Raw genomic sequence first — 18,531 nt, 5'->3', positions numbered from 1 at the left:
TACATAAAAAAAAGAAATGGAGAATATTTATGAAACAACGCTTATGGGTACTGATTATTGCTTCTATAGTACTAAACTGCAAGCCCCAACAAACAAAGGTTCCACAAAAAACCAAAGACACTGATACAAAGACCACACAATCACAACACCAAAAACCAACACCAACACAACATGGACTGAATCGTACTATAATTAAAGAAATAGATATTCAATACAGAAAGGCACTCAATTACTACTTAATAACCCTTTTACAAGACAAAACGAATGATAAAAGATGGGATAATGACAAAATAAATAAATTATTAGAATATTTAAAAGTAGCAAGAATACAAGAAATGCTTGAAAATATAAAAACAGTAGAAAAAATCCAAAGAAAAATAAAAACACAATTACAATACGTATCAAAATTTATATACGATGAAGAACAACGAAAGTCAGTCATAGAAGACCTTGATACTCGATTTACAACAGCAATAGAAACTTACCAAGCAGAGCTTAAAAAAACTATTAGTCATGAAGATTTTGAGGATCTAAAAACAAGTATCGAAAGTATATCTATTGAAGATATTGAAGAAATAGATAAGGAAATAAACCGAATTACAGATGCAGACACGATAATACAAAATATATACCCACACAAACTTGTATATAGATTCAACTATTTCAAGAGGTTTATAACAAATAATCGCAATGGCAATATTTATACACATGACAAATTTAATCAATTTATAATAGCAATAGAAGAAGAAGGTCTTACAGACATACTTAACAAGATCCACGAACAATTAACCAAAAAGGAAAATACACAAACTGAGATCAGCAAAATCAATGATTCCGACACAAATAAAAAAACATTCAAGAAAACACTCAATCAAGCTAACAGAAATTTCCACAACTTAATTAAAGAAGCCTTTGAGCCTGATAAGACTCAATTTGATGATATTAAAGAAAAAATTATTGCAATTAAATTTGATGAATTTGATACACTCTACACCAAAGTAAAACAGTATGTAGAGAATCCAAAACCAAGTGGCACAGGTGCTGATACAGGTGATACAAGTACAGCAAGTGGCATGCAAGGTGGCACGACATAAAGCCACAAGTGGTGTTTTAGGTAGCATGTTTGTCAATTTAAGCAGTGTTTAAAGATTGATTAATTAAATTGCAACACAAAAGAGAAATAATAAAAAATCTCCATCTAGATACAAATAATCAGATGGAGATTTCCATTTATTTTGAGGATATAAAAAATAAGAACTTATCTTAAAAATACAAGACAAGTTCTTATATTACAGGGTATTTTTTTGAATACTGTACCTAAAACTATGCTTATTATAAAAAACTAATCTACAATTTGCATACTAGATTCAATTATAGATTTCAACTCTCTAATATTTGCCCCTTTTGAAGAAGTCTCAGAAAATGCATCTCTTAGATCTTGAAATATCTGTTCTCCAGATTTAGCACTATCATTAACACTATCATAAAAAGTATCAGACAATGTCTGAAATAACAAACTCACAATAGTTCCCCGATATTTATCAAATCTAAGAGTATTTCTTATTAAAAGATCAATCTCATCATCATCCAACTGATCGTCATTATAAATATCAACAATAATATTTTGTGCCTTTATGTCCCAAGAAACATTTGCAACCCAATTTTGAAGTTCATCAGAATAAGGGCTCTTATCTTTAATAAATTGATATATTCCCTCAAGAGCTTGCACCAATTCTTTTCGCTTCAATGAATCAGTATCATTTTGTTTCAACCAATCAAATAACTTTTTATGACCAACTTCAAATTTACTCTGTTCTCCTGCTCTGCCATTAACCTTAATTGCATCCCTTAAGTAACCCTCCAAACGAACAAGTATCTGTGACTCACGTGCAGTCAAACCCAAAGGCGTTCCGTCTCGCGAATTTGGAACATAAGAAATAGGATCAATACCATTAAACATACCAGATCCCACGCTTTGCAACCTGTCCATAACAAAAGTTCCAGCATCATGAATAACACCAATAGCGGCTCCTGCTCCACTAATAACGGCTCCAACTCCATCCTCAATTCCATGAACAATTCCACTAACAACACCATCAACAATTTCACTTTCAACCAAAGAATCAGAACTATTAGATTTATCTGCCCTACCCACAGATTTAGTATTGCCAGCATCAGTTTTTGCCTTTACATTTTGTGTTTGAGATGTCTGAGATATTTGCATGTGAGGCACAACAGCACTCCTACTCTTACCACTCTTATCCTTAAGAACAGTGGTTCCTTTTTCATCTTTGAAAGTATTATTAACAATATTATTATCAGCCATAAGATTCTCAGACGTAATCTTATCAGTAATCTTACCAGATGAAAGCTTATTAAATGGAAGCACAGGTAAAGTTACTACATGTGAATCTATTTTATCCACAGATTTACCATCCTGTAAACCAGCTTTTTCCACATTATCAACCAAATCATCAACCAAAGCAACAGTATCAGTCTGAATTTGTTCTTGATTTTGTTCTTGATTTTGATTTTGCTGATCAATAACAGCAATCTCCAATCCCTGACCACCAACATTCCCTGAAATAACACCAGCATGAAATTCAATACCAGAATCAACATCCAAATCACCACCAAAATCACCTAACTGATCAATACCACCCAAACTTTTACCATCATTTTCTGCTATTTGTTTACCTTTCAAATGATTATCATCTTGTAATTCTTTGTGTCCCTTCTGTGCTTCTTGATTAACATTCGCCTTCTGCTCATCAATTACTCCTAGATCCTTAGCCAGTGCCAATTGCCCTTCAATAGCTTTGTCCTGAACAACCCCATCTACTTTCTGTCCATCAACCGCAACTGCAACTTGATTACCAGCCGCCTGCTTATCAGCATTTTTATCTAATTCTGCTTTAACATCTTTAATATCTCTTTTATCTTTAGAAGAAACTTTATCTTTAGAAGCAATATCAGAGGCTCCACTCACATTCAATTTTTTTACGTCTTTATTAATCAATTTATCAAATTTAATACCAACAGAATCGTCAACTTTTTGCAAGGAAGACGAAGAAAAATCTTTAACATCTTGAGAAAAACCAGTACTATCATTCCACAATGACCTCTGATTTCCAGGATCATAAAACTTACAACTCAGCGTCGAAATACTCAAAAGTAAGACAATAATACAAAAATTTCCCATACCCAAACTCCTTACAAGATTCACAGATATTGGAATAAAAAAATTATACAGCAAATCTACAAAAAAAACACTAATTAAGCATCAGTGTCATTTAAAGAAAAAACAAAAAAATCGTTCTGAAGTTTTTAAAACTTCAGAACACAATCAAAATAATAGGTCAGCAAAAATTTATGGGTAATCTTTATTTTTTGACAGAATTTCGTATTAACGAACTTTTAAAAGAATTTCCGCTAAAGAAGAATATCAAATAATCATAGATCTTATCGTACTTAACACCAAATTTTTGACCTGCATAGTAACATTCTCTTACTGCCAATCTTAAACCAGTATAAGAAAAATCATTAGGATTTTTATTATTGTAATCATCAAGGAAACTGTTAAAATAGATACCATTTGTAACTACAGAATCAACATCGTTATCGATTGCAACTAAATATTTACCTTCATCTCCATAAGAGAAAATATCAGTATAAGCAAAATAGAAGCTTGGTAATTCTTTTTGAGCATTTACTCGATTTTTCACTATATTTGCATTTGCAAATTTGGACATTACATCTATCAAAGCATTCCATTTCTCTTCATCGTCTTTTAACCAACTAAAGAATCTATTTAATGGATTATCACTATGTCCATAAAACTCTTTTTGACCACTCTTAAATGATCCCCCAACAACAGACTTAGAAGCAGTTTCTTTACTTGGCTCAATAACAACAGTAGGAATAGCAGTAGAAGTGGTATCTTGACTTGAATTACCAAAAATATCAGAAGTGGTATCTTGCAAAAGATTTAAAGTAGCATCTGCAACACCAGCTATACCACCAATTACAGAACTGCCAACTTTTTGAGCAATATCAATAATATCACCACCAACAGTGTCTAAAAGACCTACAGCAACACTACCAGCCCCTTCTGCAATACCAGCAACAATATCACCAATAGGAGAAGCAGTAGAAGTAGTATCTTGACTTGAATTACCAGAAATATCAGAAGTGGTATCTTGCAAAAGATTTAAAGTAGCATCTGCAACATCAGCTATACCACCAATTACAGAACTGCCAACTTTTTGAGCAATATCAACAACATCACCACCAACTGTACCACCAACCGTGTCTAAAAGACCTACAGCAACACTACCAGCTCCTTCTGCAATACCAGAAACAATATCACCAGCTTCTCCTGAAATACCAGCAACGGCATTGCCAACAGCTCCTTTTGTAATATCATCAATAGCTTTAGATCCCAAATCAACAACAGGTGATACCACACCATCTTCAGCACCATTTAAAGGTTTTTTAAAAACGGTATCAATCAACTCATGAGCTTCCTTGGCAATCTCTTCACCTCTAGGCAAAGGTCCACCTGAATTTAAACCATCAACAAACTTACAACTAAATGTTAAGGCACTTACACACATAAGAAGATTAATTTTACGCATAGTAAATTTACTCATTTATTCGTAACTCCTTTAAAATTTACAATTTTTACATGATCCATCTATACAATTTGTAATACTGGCTCATAAACAAAAAATTTTATAACAATAAATACAAAATTACAGATAAGATTTAAAATTAATTTAAATTCTTTCTAAAATAAAAACATACTTATAAAAAACATAAGTAAATAAAAATCGTCCCGAAGTTTAAAAAAACTCCAGGACACAATCACAATCACATGTCAGTGCTAAAATATTATTGTAATTTTATTTTTTTAAAAGCTTTTGTACAGAATCTTTTAATGTGGTATGTAAAGAATTTCCTTCAAAGAATGATTTTAAATGTTCATAAATCTTAGCATAATCAGTCTCACCAAATTTTTGACCTGCATAGTAACATTCTCTTACTGCCAATCTCATACCAACAAAAGAAAAATCATTAGGATTTAAATCATTATATTCATCAAAGAACCGAGCAAAATAAAAACCATTTGTCAGCACAGGAGAAATACCTTGATCAACTAAAACCAAATATTTATATTTATCTTCAGGTTTGGATGAATCCTTGTAATAAAAAACATGCATATTAAAATAGAAATCTGGCAATTGACTTTTAGCTTTTACTCTATCACTATATACAAGTCTCTTTTCAAATTGTGAAATTGTCTTAATCAAAGCATTCCATTTCTCATTATCGTCTTTTAACCAACTAAAAAATCTATTTAATGGATTATTAGTATACCCAGGAAATCGTTCCACACTACCCTTCAATGAGCTCTCATTAAATGATTTTTCATAAGTAACAGCAGACTCATCAATATTTCCGTTTGGCGAAACAACGATATTAGTACCTTCGTTAGACGAAACAGCAACAACAGCAGGAGCAGCTGCAACTTTTTCGTCTAACACAACAGGAACATCCAAAGCAACATTTTGTAAAGCATTCAAAGCAACACCTGCAACACGATTTACACCATTAATAACGGCACTCTTAACTTTCTCTTCATCATCATCACTCTCAACTGCATCTGCAATCTCTACAACAGCATCAGAAACTTCGCCTACAATATCAACAACAACATCAGCTTTCAAACCAACAACAGATAATGCTTCTTCAACAATATTTGAAGGACTAACAAAATCAACAGACTCAAGATCTTTTTGGTCACTCTTTTCATGACCAAACAAAGAATCAGATGAAGGTAAACTATCAACGAATTTACAACTAAATATCAAAGCACTTACACACATAAGAATATTAAATCTATTAACAATATTAAATTTGTTCACAATATTAAATTTATTCACAGTAAATTTACTCATTTATTCTTAACCTCCTTCAAAATTTACAATCTATGCACGATCCATTTATATAAATTGCAATATTGGATCATGAGTAAAGAATTCTATAACAATAAATATAAAATCACAAATAATATTAAAATTAATTTAAATTTTTACTTAAATAAACATAATTAATATCAAAATAAAAATTGTCCTGAAGCTTTTATAAGCTTCAGGACACAATTAGAATAATAGGCCAAAAATAAAAATGTTTGCAATCTTTTATTTAGAAGGATCTTTTAGAGAATCTTTCAATTTTAGAGAATTTTTTAATGTACTCTCTAAAATATTTCCTTCAAAAAAATTTTTTAAATGTTTAGAGATCTTAACATGATCATCACCAAATGCAGTTAACGCAAATAAAAATTCTCTTGCACAAAATCTAATACAAGCCCAATTCCAATCACTAGAGTTTCTCATTGAATAATTATCTAAGAAATATTTCACATTATCACCTTTCATATCTACAATATAATCATCACCAAGATTTACCGTACTTTTATCTTGATCCATAAAGAAAGGCTCTCTTAGATTCAAAACCACCATTTTTTTCCTAATCTCTTGCCTCTTTTTATTGTAAAATTTTTGCATCAAATCCATAAGTTCTTCCCACTTAACAGGATCATCTTTTAAGAAACCCAAAAAATTATCAAATTTGCCACTAAATTTAGCAACATTATCAGATAGAACTTTTAAAGTATCATCAGTATCATTCACATCATCACTTATCACATCATCACCTAAATTCTTAGATTCAGACGAATCTTCATTACCCAAAAAAATATCTTTGTAATAGTTCTTCTCACCAAGAACTTCATTTTCAAAATTCTTGAAAGAATAACCCAAATACATACCTTGAATATAATCAGTATCTCTAATAAGATTAGAAATGTAATTAACAGAATCTGCAAAGCCTACAGTATTATTTTTATTTTGAATATCCAAATCAAAATTCATGTACTGCAAACCACCAACTGTAGCAACCTCAACTCCACCTAAATTTTCCCCGACAATATCTTTATCCCCAGGCAAATAATCACATAAGTTGAAGAAACAATAAAATTTAAAAATTAATATAATAAAAATCAAAGAAATAATAATATCCTTAAATATCTTTATATTAAATAAATTCATCATCTTTATATATGTCTCCTAACAAATACTCTGATTTATAAGCTAATATTGAAAATCAGATTATAAATCAGACAATAAATAAAAAAAGTCTATAACAAGAAATGCAAAATTAAAGTAAAAATGAATAAAAATTGAAAATCAGACAAATAGTTTATAAAAATGATATTTACATAATTAATTAAAAGTTAAACATAGCTAAAAAATAAATTAAAAACAAAATTAAAATTTCTTTAAAAAAATTAATAGATTCCAAATACAATTACAAATACAAATACTATTTTTCATCTAAAATATTAAATCTTTCATTAGACAAAAAATTAAAAGTTTCAACAGTATATTCCACATCATCATGAGCTACCACAGTAATTTTCAATTTTGGTTGTTCACGTAAAATTCTAAATAAAACCTCATTAATTAAAATGGAAAAACTATTCCTAACGACAACCGGATACTCACCCATAATTTCACGTTCCAAATTATTAACTTTATTCAGTTTAAAATATGGTTCACTAGATGATCTAAAGTTTATATTGGGCAAATCACTAGAATAAATATTAGCCTCAACTCCATGAAAAATCACATTCTTAAAATTCATCAAGCGTCCCCCATCAGATACGGTAAAAGTCAACTTGAAAGATGGACAGACGGCCATTATTTTTTCCCTCTCTTCATTTTGCAAAGACTTAAAAGCATCAGAACGTTTATTGAGATAACTAACTTCAAATAAAATGATCCTTATTCCACTTAAATTAAAATCCTCATAATAAGAAAATCTTTGCACCATATCATCATGACCACTACCATAATGATAACGAGACGAATTTCTATTCAAATCTACAATTAAAAATTTACTTTTCACAAAAATCACAAAAACAACAAAAAAAAATACAAAAAAACATGCAAGCATAAAAACATATATTTTGAATATAATTGATCTAATATCTCTCATTGTACTTCCTCACTAAACATTTACTTATATTTTACCTAACTTATATTTAGTTATCTTTATTATTATTATTATACTTATTTATTTTGATTAAAAATGCAAAGCAAAATTTTTAATATCTTTAAAATTCATCAACAAGATCAAAAAATTGCTGAGCACCACTTATGCTAAACTCAAAAGGAAAATTAATCTTAACATCACTACCACGCTCAACACATTCAACATTAAGTTTAAGACCCTCAGTTCTTGCAAATTCTCTAAATTTTAAATGCTCGCCCAATGCAGGATTTAAATGAACATAAAACCCTGTAAGCTCAATTGAATCATCAAAAGATAAAAAATACTGTTCATGATTTAATTCTAATGGAATATCATAAGACCACCACAAATTTTTATGTGCAATTTCAAGACCATTAAAATAAACCTTTAAAAGATTAAGGGGTTTCGTAGTTTTAAGAGTAAAATTCAAAACAAGATAATTATTATCACTCCTATAAGGATAATGCATAGTAAGAGAACCCATTTTATTTCTTAAAACAATTTCTAATGAAACTTTACCACTATCAGCATTATGCCGAAGCACCACTTCCTCTGAAGAGGATACACGTGCACAACTAAAAATTAAAGACGTTAATATTAAAATTACATTTAATAACATAAATACCCTTTCCCTTATTATAAAATAGCAATTAAACTTTTACAATATTTTATATATTTAAAAATCATAAAAAAATAAGTATTATATAAAAACATTATAAATAATAATATAATTTATATATGTTAATTTGATATTTACAATTATATAGCTAATATTTTATAATAAATTATATAAAATAAGGTGATAAAATCTTAAAGCTATGAGATAATAGAGTCTAAAAGTCAACCCATATTATGGATGGCATGAAGTAGTTTATAAAAATTTAAGGAGAAACACCTTATGAACACAAAAACTTTATTATCAGTCTCAGGTATTATACTTTGCATTCAATGCAATAATGCAACGGCTGAAAGATTACAATACGAGGAGAGAATATCAAAAGAAATCAGTATAAGACGCCAAGAATATCTCAGAAGCTTGCAAACAATTACAGATGACAAATCAAAGACTCCATCAAAGTTAATAGAAAGTCTTAATCTTAAAGAAGAATACGAAACAATGACTGGAAGTAAAAATATAAGCATCTTGTTCATAAATAAAGAGATAACATGGATTAAAAACAAAGCCTTAACCATCAATGGATTAAACGGCAATCCCATAGATAGCCTGAAAGACAAAATCAGATACTCATATTCAATATCACCTATCACAGAAAACCAACAACTAAGTTCCAAGATCATACCCATTGTGCTATTTGAAACAACACAAAGTGGTGGCCAAAATTTGGAGGTCATAAGCTTCCAGTTAATAGATGCACCCAATCTAGATTTTGATGAGAGAATATATTACAAAGGATTCGTCCCGATTTACACACCACCAACAACTGAACCATCACAAGAGGTTGGGTATCTTAATGCAAATCCATTTTGGATATCAGGACAAAATGACAAAGTAATACCAGCACTGACACAAAACAAAATCATTAGAGCCACAATAAAGGTAAAAAATTTGCAAACTGGATCTATTGATGAATATGATATAGAATTAGACACCAGTTATCTGGTATTATTAATAAGCCAAGTACTTCAGGAAAATCCGAAGTTACAAACGGTTGCCCCGACATTTAAGCTTGAAGAAGATTAAAACCAACCAGTATTTAAATTAATTTAATCTATAAAAAGAATAGCAAGATCCTATTTTAAAGCATAGGATCTTGTCTCATAATTAAATTTGCCAAAAAAAACAAAAAAAGACAAAAATCCCAAAATAAGATATATGCATTTACTTAAAACTTGTATCAAGAAACAAATGTCTAAGCCAAAGAACAATATTTCCTTAAGTACTTAGGTTCCTCACATAATGTGAGAAGGAAACAAAGCTTATAGCCAACATTCCTTAACAATGCACTATCTTATTTTTACTAAATAGTAAGTATATATCAATATATACACATAACAAATATATTTATAAAAAAATAAATAAAAAATAAAACAACATATACTTTTTTTTAAAAATATGGTTAAAACAGATTTATAAACAAAATCTTTACAAATAAATCATATCCCTAAAGACAAGTTTCTCTGGATAAAATATCAAGGCATATTTCAAGTCTTGTACTTTTTAATCAAAAATGGTAACATGATTATAAATTAAATAATGTTATCGTTAAAAAAACGGTAAAAAGGAGAATGTTTAATGAAAACAATTATTTTAAGTGCTCTAGTAGCTTTATTTACTTTATTAAGTTGTGGCGATGCAAAAGTTTCTCAAGAACAGTTAGGGACAGGACAAGGTACTGCTTACATCAAAGTCTTCCAAGATCGAGATGCAATAAAAGAGTTTGCTAGAAACTTTGACGAAATTAAGGATTTGTTACCACCTGCAGAAACAGGAAAGACATACAAGGCAACCAAGTTAGACGAAGCATTCAAAGCAATTGATCAAACTCTTGTAACTCCTTTCTTAAAAGCATTAAGCGCATTAAAGATGATCAAATCTGCTAAGAACAATACAGGTGCAAACATAGCAGAAATAGACAAAGAGTTTGACGATTTAATGGTACATTTAGGTTTTGTAAAGGGTGATGAAAATACAGATAAAACTTATGCAAAAACTTTAAAGACATTTAGAACTAAATTATCAGAATAATAAATTGTATCTATACAGTTTATTAGAACAGAGATTGAAATATTGGTTTTAAAAGACCAAATATGAAATCATTAAACTTCATCAGATAAATTAATGAAAGATGTATCACTTTAAGAGTGGTACATTTGTTTGTACTTTTATACTCATAACTATAATTTTATAATTTATAATAAAAAAAAATATAAAAAGATTGGAATTTTAAAAATTTGAGATATATTATTAAAGGTTGTGTTTATAATGGTTGTTCCATGTATTGATTTCAAGAATCTCTAAGGTCACAAAGTGAAAACTTGTGGCCTTAATTTTTTTTACATTACATTATAATATACTACACACACAGATGTATCTAGATATACTTACTTGTGCTAAAATGCTTAAATCTATCATGATACTTCAGACTTAAAAGTAAATAACAGGCACTAAGAGCATCAAGAGCATCATCTCTGCATCTAGATGAACCATTATAACTATAAATATCATTTATTACGTTTTTATCCGTTATCTTTAAAAACTCTATAATACGAGCATTAAATAATGGTATCAGGGTGCATATTCTTATAAACTTATTACTTAAAGGCTTAACGGCTGATATCCTAAAATAATGATTCATACCCTGCCTAAGAGATATCATAATTTTTGTTAAAAATCCATGTCCATCAGTATTATCCCTATCCTCAATATAAAGGGTATTGATATTAAAATTCTCTGCAAGCACACAAATTGCATGTAAAATTGATTCATCACTTATTGGTTTTTGATCTTGGTAAACATAGGCATAATACTTATCACCCATTCGTTCAAGTACACAAATTGCAGTATTATCCATACCAACAGAAAATGCAGGATCAATATACATAATGGGACTTTTAAATATATACTCACAATTTAAAATCACCTCATTAAAGCATGCATCAACACTAGCAGTCCACTCTCCAAGAAGTACCCTGGCCTTATACGCAGACAAATTTTTATAAATTGCCTCTTGCGTTTCAATAAAATCTTTTGAATTTAAAGGATTATCATAAATACTAAAATTATAAGTCTTATATACGTTTCTATTATCAATATAATCTGTCTTAAAATAATGTGCAGGATGATCTGGATTTGTATCGAAAATAATAATTCCTGGCTTTTGTCTAAGCCTCTTCATTATCTCAAGCAAAGTCTCCTTATGCATTAAGGTTGCCTCATTGACATAGACCAAAGCAGAATTACTGCCCCTAATTTTTGCAAAAGAATCAATATTCTTACCACCATAAACATTAAGAGTCAAACCCGCAATGGTACACTTAACTTGCCGCAAATCTTTTACAGAATACTCTATATTTAAAAGACCACATATCTTTTCTATCTGTTTAAGTGTATTTGAAAGCAAAGTACCAATTGAACTTCCCACAATAAAATTATTAGTATCCTTATGATAATTATTCCTATTTAAAATTAGAAGCTTAATTAGTAGATAAGACGCCAAAAATGTCTTGCCACTAGATATTCCCCCATTAAATATTATTTTGGAATACAAATTATCCTCAATATCTCTAAACACTTTCCTTTGCTTTGCAGTTAAATATTTATCTTCAAATAGCTTAAAGTCAATCTTATTATTTTTATTTCCAAGAAATGAATTGATATCAATATTAAACTTTTGTTTAAATCGTTTTTGCAACTTAATAAAAACGGGTAAATCACATAACTTCAAAATTACCCCAACTTTAATCCCTTAAAATTAAAGATTTCTTTTAATTTTAGTAAACATTCATAATCTTCTTTCATCTCACATAAAATAATCTTTTTAGATAGTCTATTTCTCTTATAAATCTTAAATCTTAAATTTAGCTTTAATTTTTTACATAAATTTTGATCATCAGTACCATCTATCTCTTTTTCTAAATTCAATATCTCTTCATTAACATCAGTCAATTTTTTAAAAGAAGAATTTAAAACAAGTTGCTTATATTTCAAACAAGAATCTATATAAGAATTTGCAGTTCCGTAGAACGATTTATGAAAACTATCACGTTCCATCTCAAGCCTATATGCTTGAGATGTGGCATCACGAACAAGACCATCTAAATCAACATTTAAACAAGTATCTGAAGAATTGTCATCACACTCAGCATCCATCTTGCACAAATCATCTACAGCCTCACCCAAAATATTACGTCTGGCTTTTAAAACAGCAGATTCACTGATGTCTAAAACCTTTGCTATATCAGACATACTTAAATTTGATTTAAATAAAATATTATACTTCTCTTTATTTTTAAATATCATTTGAATACATTGTAACTAATTTTTAACAAAAAAACAAGAGTAATTTAAATTAAATACAATAAAAAACAATAATTTTATTGACAATTTCATTGTTCAATAGCAAACTTTATTTTAAAATAATATTTATGCAAATTAACAGTAAATGGTATAAAAACAAAACAGATATTGGACTTAGCCAATATCTTAAGAAAAGGAGAAAAGCATAGTTAAAAAATCATTCTAACGTCAAACTTCATAATCAACAATTGATTTACCCTTTAATATATTTTAACACAAAAGATAATTTAAAGATATAAAATAAAGAAAAATTATTCCATATTTTATATACAGAATAATTAAAATTATAATTATTTTTGATAGATCTAAAGTTACAATGCAAAAACTGATAAAATAACATAAATAAAAACATATAAAAATTAAATTATACTCTCTAAAATTAAGATGTATGTTTCTTAAATAGTAAAGGGTTTACTGGAAACTCTAGCTTTAAAGCCCCCAATAAACCCTTTAAGGTAACAGGTCCTTATATTAAGAGTGACATATTGCATGTCAATCTGTACTAACTATAATATATAACAATTTAAAACATTTTGCAAACATTTTTTCAACTTTTTTTTATTTTTTTTCAAAAAAAATAAAAACCGTCTATTTGCACAATAACATGTCTATCCAAGGCTATTTATTTATAGCAAAATAATAAAAAAACCTATCGTATTTTAAAATGGCTCTTAAATTTATTACAAAAAACATAAATTTTATATTTTGACAACTTACTAGATCCATTCCTAAATTCTTTGCTCTCTATACCCAATATTTTTTTTATAAAAAATTCAAAGATTCTTAAAAAATCCAACACCATCTCATTTAATCATTTAAATATATTTAAAAATATATTTAATTTTTTGGCTTTTTTAAAGATTCAAATTGAGACAATATTTTCGATAAGAATTCTTTTTCATCCGAAAAAATTTTTTCTAAAAGGAAACTTGTAAGTTTGGCGTTCTTTTTATAAAACGCATAAGCATGAGGGCATTTAAGTTGAAATCTTAAGGGTCTTAGTGGGTTTTGTTTAGACTTTTTGATGTTAACGCCTTCTTTGTTTCTTAGCAAACAAATAGTAGAATTAATGCCATTACTGATAACAAATTTTTCTTCAATGATTCCCTCTTCAATAGCGGTTGCTATCTTTAGATATTTATAAGTCTGAGTTCTAGCAAGTCTGTAATCTTTTGCAAAATCATCAAAGCAAGAATAGTTATCCATTTTATAATATTCATTATCTTTGATTTCTTTTAATACCTTCATTGCTTCAACTTTATAAAAAATTTCTTTTTGAAAGTTAATGCACAATTTTTCTTTAAGCTTATTATAGTGGATCCACTTTTGTTTTTCCGGTGAAATATTTTGAGCTAAATTCCTCTTATTGACCTCTATTCTCATTTCTAACCCTCCTTTTGCTTCCACGTACACTAAGTGTACGTAATAATTCAAGCTTAAACAATAACACTTTTAATTTTATCCATCAAAATCGAGAGTGTATTTTGATACTCTATTATATAATCTTTATTTAAATCAAAAACATCATTTCTGGCTATTTTTCTATTTAAATCTTCCCTCTCAGATACTGTGCCTAAAAAATTATCATTTTCTTTTAAAATATTAAGCAGCTCTCTGTGTGTATTATTTCTCTTAAACTTAGTATTAATCAAATAAATGGGAGCTTTTATAGACAGTTTTTCTATGAAAAAATTAAACAAATCCAAACTCTCAACTGCCCATTTTTCTGCCGTAATTGGCACTATAATGTAATCGCTACATACCAAAGCATTAGTTAGAGTAAAATCTAAACTAGGATTAGTATCAAGTATTATGTAATCATATTCAAATTCTAATAATCTTAACTGTTCTTTCAGCCTAAATTCCTTATATGGAATGGCCTCAGAATTAAATTTGTGCAAGGTTAAATAACTAGGTATTAAATCTAGATTGCTATTGATATTGACCACAGCATTATTAATATGCAAATTAGATATTAAAACTTCATATATGTTTTGATTAAATAAATCAATCCCATTTTCCTTTATTTTTTTAAAATAGTAACTGGTGGTTGATGCCTGGGTATCTATGTCGACAATCAACACCCTAGAAGACTGCGACAGAAGTGTTGCAAATATTAAACTAGTTGTACTCTTGCCTACTCCACCCTTAATTGATGCCACTGTAATTATTTTTGTCTCTTTTCTATCCATTTTGGAATAATACCCCCTTCCGGTAATTTTTTCCCATAAAATGCATAAAGTTCCCTCTCTAATTCTAGGAGTATACTTAACAAAGTCTGATAGTAGGAACTTCCAATCTTACTTTTTTTTAATAAATTATGTAGACCACTCAGATAACAAAAAACACCACCTTTTTTAAATCGAAATTCAATATACTCACATTTCCTTAAAGTATAGGTTTCTCTTTTATTGAAGTTTTTTACCAAAAATGCTTTATCTAATTTTTTAATTCCGTAATGAATACCCAAAAAATTATCATCGTCTCTTATGGAAAACAGATGAAACATACTGATATCTTCTATGTTAAAAATTCCTCTAAGAGATATAAAAAATTTAGTAGGTTCATTTTTGCTTATTCCAAACGCATAGAAATCATTAAATATTTTAGTATGATATATTTTACGGTTATTGACATCCTCTAATTTTGAGAATATATTTTTTCCCTTCCTTTGGTTTTTAGGATCTATTTCCTTTTTCTTTTTCTTCAACAACTCTAGTAAAGCCACCATCCTTCCCTTTCCTTGGTCTAATAAATTTTACTTTATCGTGTCAAGCAGTTCGTAATAATACGTATTATCGACCACTTTACTATACTTTAATTCGTCCTTAGCGTTAATGAATTTCTTCAAAGCTGGTATCAATATGTTAATGTCCACTTTATACCTCAACTGTTCTAATAATATACTAAAAATATTGTTTTTTATATCATTTTTTTCTTTCTCTTTCTTTTTGACATCGCATATCTCAGTGTTCTTTTTTATTTTGTCAATCAGTAAACTCAAATCTTTGTATTTATTTTGTTCTATGATGAAATGTGGCTTGTTTTTGTATTTTTCGTATATTTTGTCTATCTCTTTGTTCAAGGCATCTTCTTTGTAATTTTGCTTCTTAAGTTCTTCCCGTTTTAAATCCAATATTTCTTTGAGTTTTTTTAGCTTAAGCTCTTTTTTTGAAAGTCTTTCTTTAGAATTCTTCAAGTATCCATTCTTCTCTAAAAAGTCCTTAATGCATCCAGCAGCACCCGTTTCTATCTCTTTCTTTAGTAAATTTGCATCATCAACAGAAATCGATTCTATAACCCTTTCGTACCTTTTGATTTCTCTTATGAATTCTATCTTGGAATCTTTATTCATTTTTAAATTCAATAAAACAAGAGGAAGATCGATCCTAAAGTGACATTTGGCTATGTATTTTTTTAGTATATTCTCTTCTCTTTTTTTATTATTAATACTATTAATACACTCCCATTTTAGACTCCCATTTTCTTTTGTATAAGTTTCATTATTGTTGATACTCTCTTTTGTATAAGTTTCATTTTCTTTAATATAATTTTCTATGTAGGTTTCTACTCTTTCTGTGAACTTATCCACATTTTCTTTTTTGATGGTTTTGAAATATCGATTTATCTTGGCATGACATTCTTTTTTTGGATATCTTAGCTTATACCTAACTTCACTGCCGCATTGTTTTCCCAGATGTCTACAATAGTTGAGTGTGACTTTAAACTTTTTTTCAAGTTCGTATAGATATTTTTGTACTGTTTTAAGCTTGGCTAATTTTTGATTGTTTCTAGACAGGTTGCCATTGAAAAAATATAAGATGTTTTTTTGTGTATATTGCTTGAATTTTAAATTCATGAAATTAAGTGTTGATACAAGTACAATCAAGTTGTATTGATATCTATTGGTTTTACCTTTTATGCTTTTTATTTCCATTGTTTACTCCTAATATAAGTATTTAAAGTCTTAAGTTAATTAATAATACAATTTATCTTAAAAGTAAATACTTGTTTTAACAAATATGAAAATAAATTAATATTTATTTTTTATTGCTTTAAATATTGTTTATATCTTGTTTAATTGTGCTTTATTTCTCTTAAAAAGACTTTACAAAGTTATATTTTTGCTATATTATAAAATTAAACACTTGTATTAAGAGTAAATAAGTACTAATAATTTTTTATTTAAAATTAATTAGAAATGGACGAGCCTAGTTAGGGCAAGTCGTGTCGATTTTTTTGTAGTATTAAAAAAATTATAATTTTGAAGTACAATATTTTAAAGTATAGATGAGAGTTTCATAAATAAAATAAAATAGTGAAAGTCCCATGCGGGACTTTCGTAAAAAAGAGTAAAAAAGGATATTTAATGTAATTTTAAATTTACTTTTTTAAATTACTTTTTTAAATAGATTATTGCAACTTACTATATTTTTGATATACAGCAAGCGCTATGGGTTTTGTATTATCTATGTGTTTTTTTAGATATTCTATATTTGTTTTTACCGCTTGGAGTGTATGCTCTTTGTTTAATTTTGTGTAATCAAATAGTTCAAACGGTGGAAAATTAGGATTTTCAAATTTTTGTTTTGCTTTAACTAAAAAAACTTCAAGATATAATGCATAACCCGTAAGTTGTGCTTCGTATATACTTAAATTTTTAAGTGTAGATTCAGCAGGTGGTTTAGGTTCATCGACAAGTGCCGCTATTGATTTGCAACTAAGTGATATGAATTGCAGTAAAATTATTAAGACTATAATTAATTTTTTGTTAATTTGCATCTTTATGCTCCTTTACCTTTTGTTTTTTTAGCTCTGCTTTCATTAATTTAATTTTGCTTTCCATAAGATGATTACGTTCAAGTCGCAATTCTTCAATCAAATTTGTATCAGCATCATTGTTGATTGCATTTATAAGCTTTGATATTTTATTTAGTATGGTTTCAAGTTCTAGTAAAATTTTTTTACTCTCATCCATCTCCATTTTTTTTAGTGATTCCAGGTAAATGTTGTTCATATATCTGTAAATATCAATTGCTTTTTTGATACCGGATGTAAAGAGTGTATTGTCTGTTTTATCACTGTATCCAAAAAATTCCATTAGGTTTTCTAGGAAAATTAATCCCAAATCGATATTATTTTTATTTAACATAAATTATTTCTTAAATCTCCTTATTTAAATAAATTTTATTTTTTATGTTTCGTGTTAGTGAAGTGTTTATCAACTATATGTTTCATTATTTTAACTATTTCGCTTGATACGGGTTTTAAGAATAATGCTAAGGGAATTAGTATAAATAGTATAAAGATTCCAATTATTATAAGTTTTGTCTCAGCAATATTTGATAAGAATTCAAATACTGTATTCATATTGTCCTCCATTTTAAATGTGT

At 28.3% G+C, this 18,531-nt stretch carries 18 protein-coding genes; 3 read left to right on the top strand and 15 right to left on the bottom strand.

The annotated features are described in order from the left end of the window. The first annotated feature begins 29 nt into the window (after window positions 1-29). Complete coding sequence (locus U881_RS0106385) at window positions 30-1,094, top strand: BTA121 domain-containing protein surface lipoprotein (protein ID WP_024653701.1); 1,065 nt, start codon at window positions 30-32, stop codon at window positions 1,092-1,094. A 248-nt stretch (window positions 1,095-1,342) separates the two neighbouring features. On the opposite strand, the gene U881_RS0106380 is transcribed toward U881_RS0106385, so the two are convergent. The 6 genes from U881_RS0106380 to U881_RS0106355 all read right to left on the bottom strand — a co-directional run bounded on the left by U881_RS0106380 (window position 1,343) and on the right by U881_RS0106355 (window position 8,719). Further along, the gene (locus U881_RS0106380) at window positions 1,343-3,202 is read right to left on the bottom strand and encodes a hypothetical protein (RefSeq protein WP_024653700.1); all 1,860 of its coding nucleotides are present in this window, start codon (window positions 3,200-3,202) and stop codon (window positions 1,343-1,345) included. A gap of 181 nt (window positions 3,203-3,383) precedes the next feature. Next, window positions 3,384-4,652 (bottom strand): hypothetical protein, encoded by a 1,269-nt coding sequence (locus U881_RS0106375; protein ID WP_024653699.1) that lies wholly within the window; start codon window positions 4,650-4,652, stop codon window positions 3,384-3,386. A 252-nt stretch (window positions 4,653-4,904) separates the two neighbouring features. After that, the gene (locus U881_RS0106370) at window positions 4,905-5,960 is read right to left on the bottom strand and encodes a hypothetical protein (protein WP_024653698.1); all 1,056 of its coding nucleotides are present in this window, start codon (window positions 5,958-5,960) and stop codon (window positions 4,905-4,907) included. A gap of 243 nt (window positions 5,961-6,203) precedes the next feature. Further along, window positions 6,204-7,118 (bottom strand): hypothetical protein, encoded by a 915-nt coding sequence (locus U881_RS11585; RefSeq protein WP_024653697.1) that lies wholly within the window; start codon window positions 7,116-7,118, stop codon window positions 6,204-6,206. 271 nt (window positions 7,119-7,389) lie between these two features. Continuing rightward, a complete protein-coding gene (locus tag U881_RS0106360; RefSeq protein WP_024653696.1) occupies window positions 7,390-8,064 on the bottom strand; it encodes a hypothetical protein in 675 nt (224 codons plus the stop codon). Window positions 8,065-8,182: 118 nt separating this feature from the next. Next, the gene (locus U881_RS0106355; RefSeq protein ID WP_024653695.1) at window positions 8,183-8,719 is read right to left on the bottom strand and encodes a hypothetical protein; all 537 of its coding nucleotides are present in this window, start codon (window positions 8,717-8,719) and stop codon (window positions 8,183-8,185) included. A 279-nt stretch (window positions 8,720-8,998) separates the two neighbouring features. Here U881_RS0106355 and U881_RS0106350 point away from each other — a divergent pair, with 279 nt between their 5' ends. Together U881_RS0106350 and U881_RS10930 are read left to right on the top strand one after the other, a co-directional pair. Next, on the top strand, window positions 8,999-9,802 hold the full coding sequence (locus tag U881_RS0106350) for a BB0158 famile outer surface lipoprotein (protein WP_024653694.1): 804 nt from the start codon (window positions 8,999-9,001) through the stop codon (window positions 9,800-9,802). Window positions 9,803-10,354: 552 nt separating this feature from the next. After that, the gene (locus U881_RS10930) at window positions 10,355-10,807 is read left to right on the top strand and encodes a hypothetical protein (protein WP_235048143.1); all 453 of its coding nucleotides are present in this window, start codon (window positions 10,355-10,357) and stop codon (window positions 10,805-10,807) included. A 346-nt stretch (window positions 10,808-11,153) separates the two neighbouring features. On the opposite strand, the gene U881_RS0106340 is transcribed toward U881_RS10930, so the two are convergent. The 9 genes from U881_RS0106340 to U881_RS0106295 all read right to left on the bottom strand — a co-directional run bounded on the left by U881_RS0106340 (window position 11,154) and on the right by U881_RS0106295 (window position 18,508). Further along, the gene (locus U881_RS0106340; RefSeq protein ID WP_024653693.1) at window positions 11,154-12,506 is read right to left on the bottom strand and encodes a PBSX family phage terminase large subunit; all 1,353 of its coding nucleotides are present in this window, start codon (window positions 12,504-12,506) and stop codon (window positions 11,154-11,156) included. A 2-nt stretch (window positions 12,507-12,508) separates the two neighbouring features. Beyond that, on the bottom strand, window positions 12,509-13,081 hold the full coding sequence (locus tag U881_RS0106335) for a hypothetical protein (protein ID WP_024653692.1): 573 nt from the start codon (window positions 13,079-13,081) through the stop codon (window positions 12,509-12,511). Window positions 13,082-13,975: 894 nt separating this feature from the next. Continuing rightward, window positions 13,976-14,521 (bottom strand): chromosome replication/partitioning protein, encoded by a 546-nt coding sequence (locus U881_RS0106325; RefSeq protein WP_024653691.1) that lies wholly within the window; start codon window positions 14,519-14,521, stop codon window positions 13,976-13,978. A gap of 53 nt (window positions 14,522-14,574) precedes the next feature. Further along, the gene (locus tag U881_RS0106320; protein WP_024653690.1) at window positions 14,575-15,330 is read right to left on the bottom strand and encodes a ParA family protein; all 756 of its coding nucleotides are present in this window, start codon (window positions 15,328-15,330) and stop codon (window positions 14,575-14,577) included. Continuing rightward, complete coding sequence (locus tag U881_RS0106315; protein ID WP_024653689.1) at window positions 15,306-15,869, bottom strand: DUF226 domain-containing protein; 564 nt, start codon at window positions 15,867-15,869, stop codon at window positions 15,306-15,308. Before U881_RS0106315 ends, U881_RS0106320 begins: the two co-directional genes overlap by 25 nt. Window positions 15,870-15,896: 27 nt before the next feature. Beyond that, entirely contained in the window at window positions 15,897-17,075 is a 1,179-nt protein-coding gene (locus U881_RS0106310; protein ID WP_024653688.1) for a plasmid maintenance protein, read from the bottom strand. 476 nt (window positions 17,076-17,551) lie between these two features. Continuing rightward, on the bottom strand, window positions 17,552-17,920 hold the full coding sequence (locus U881_RS0106305; RefSeq protein ID WP_038363902.1) for a BBA14 family lipoprotein: 369 nt from the start codon (window positions 17,918-17,920) through the stop codon (window positions 17,552-17,554). Further along, window positions 17,910-18,290 carry a BlyB family putative holin accessory protein gene (locus U881_RS0106300; RefSeq protein ID WP_024653686.1) on the bottom strand — a complete coding sequence of 127 codons (381 nt, stop codon included), beginning with the start codon at window positions 18,288-18,290 and terminating at the stop codon, window positions 17,910-17,912. Before U881_RS0106300 ends, U881_RS0106305 begins: the two co-directional genes overlap by 11 nt. Window positions 18,291-18,325: 35 nt before the next feature. Further along, a complete protein-coding gene (locus U881_RS0106295; protein WP_024653685.1) occupies window positions 18,326-18,508 on the bottom strand; it encodes a BlyA family holin in 183 nt (60 codons plus the stop codon). Between the last annotated feature and the right edge of the window lie 23 nt (window positions 18,509-18,531).

Origin of the sequence: Borrelia persica No12, from assembly GCF_000500045.1 — a bacterium.
Classification (GTDB): Bacteria; Spirochaetota; Spirochaetia; order Borreliales; family Borreliaceae; genus Borrelia; species Borrelia persica.
Note: the sequence above shows the minus strand (reverse complement) of the source record. Positions and strands in the feature narration are given on the sequence as shown.

Excerpts from the sequence above, each read along its gene's own strand:
- U881_RS0106350 (WP_024653694.1), top strand. The coding sequence starts at position 8,999 with ATGAACACAAAAACTTTATTATCAGTCTCAGGTATTATACTTTGCATT.
- U881_RS0106370 (WP_024653698.1), bottom strand. The coding sequence starts at position 5,960 with ATGAGTAAATTTACTGTGAATAAATTTAATATTGTGAACAAATTTAAT.
- U881_RS0106385 (WP_024653701.1), top strand. The coding sequence starts at position 30 with ATGAAACAACGCTTATGGGTACTGATTATTGCTTCTATAGTACTAAAC.
- U881_RS0106305 (WP_038363902.1), bottom strand. The coding sequence starts at position 17,920 with ATGCAAATTAACAAAAAATTAATTATAGTCTTAATAATTTTACTGCAA.
- U881_RS0106310 (WP_024653688.1), bottom strand. The coding sequence starts at position 17,075 with ATGGAAATAAAAAGCATAAAAGGTAAAACCAATAGATATCAATACAAC.
- U881_RS11585 (WP_024653697.1), bottom strand. The coding sequence starts at position 7,118 with ATGATGAATTTATTTAATATAAAGATATTTAAGGATATTATTATTTCT.
- U881_RS0106360 (WP_024653696.1), bottom strand. The coding sequence starts at position 8,064 with ATGAGAGATATTAGATCAATTATATTCAAAATATATGTTTTTATGCTT.
- U881_RS0106355 (WP_024653695.1), bottom strand. The coding sequence starts at position 8,719 with ATGTTATTAAATGTAATTTTAATATTAACGTCTTTAATTTTTAGTTGT.
- U881_RS0106320 (WP_024653690.1), bottom strand. The coding sequence starts at position 15,330 with ATGGATAGAAAAGAGACAAAAATAATTACAGTGGCATCAATTAAGGGT.
- U881_RS0106380 (WP_024653700.1), bottom strand. The coding sequence starts at position 3,202 with ATGGGAAATTTTTGTATTATTGTCTTACTTTTGAGTATTTCGACGCTG.
- U881_RS0106295 (WP_024653685.1), bottom strand. The coding sequence starts at position 18,508 with ATGAATACAGTATTTGAATTCTTATCAAATATTGCTGAGACAAAACTT.
- U881_RS0106315 (WP_024653689.1), bottom strand. The coding sequence starts at position 15,869 with ATGGTGGCTTTACTAGAGTTGTTGAAGAAAAAGAAAAAGGAAATAGAT.
- U881_RS0106335 (WP_024653692.1), bottom strand. The coding sequence starts at position 13,081 with ATGATATTTAAAAATAAAGAGAAGTATAATATTTTATTTAAATCAAAT.
- U881_RS10930 (WP_235048143.1), top strand. The coding sequence starts at position 10,355 with ATGAAAACAATTATTTTAAGTGCTCTAGTAGCTTTATTTACTTTATTA.
- U881_RS0106325 (WP_024653691.1), bottom strand. The coding sequence starts at position 14,521 with ATGAGAATAGAGGTCAATAAGAGGAATTTAGCTCAAAATATTTCACCG.
- U881_RS0106300 (WP_024653686.1), bottom strand. The coding sequence starts at position 18,290 with ATGTTAAATAAAAATAATATCGATTTGGGATTAATTTTCCTAGAAAAC.
- U881_RS0106375 (WP_024653699.1), bottom strand. The coding sequence starts at position 4,652 with ATGAGTAAATTTACTATGCGTAAAATTAATCTTCTTATGTGTGTAAGT.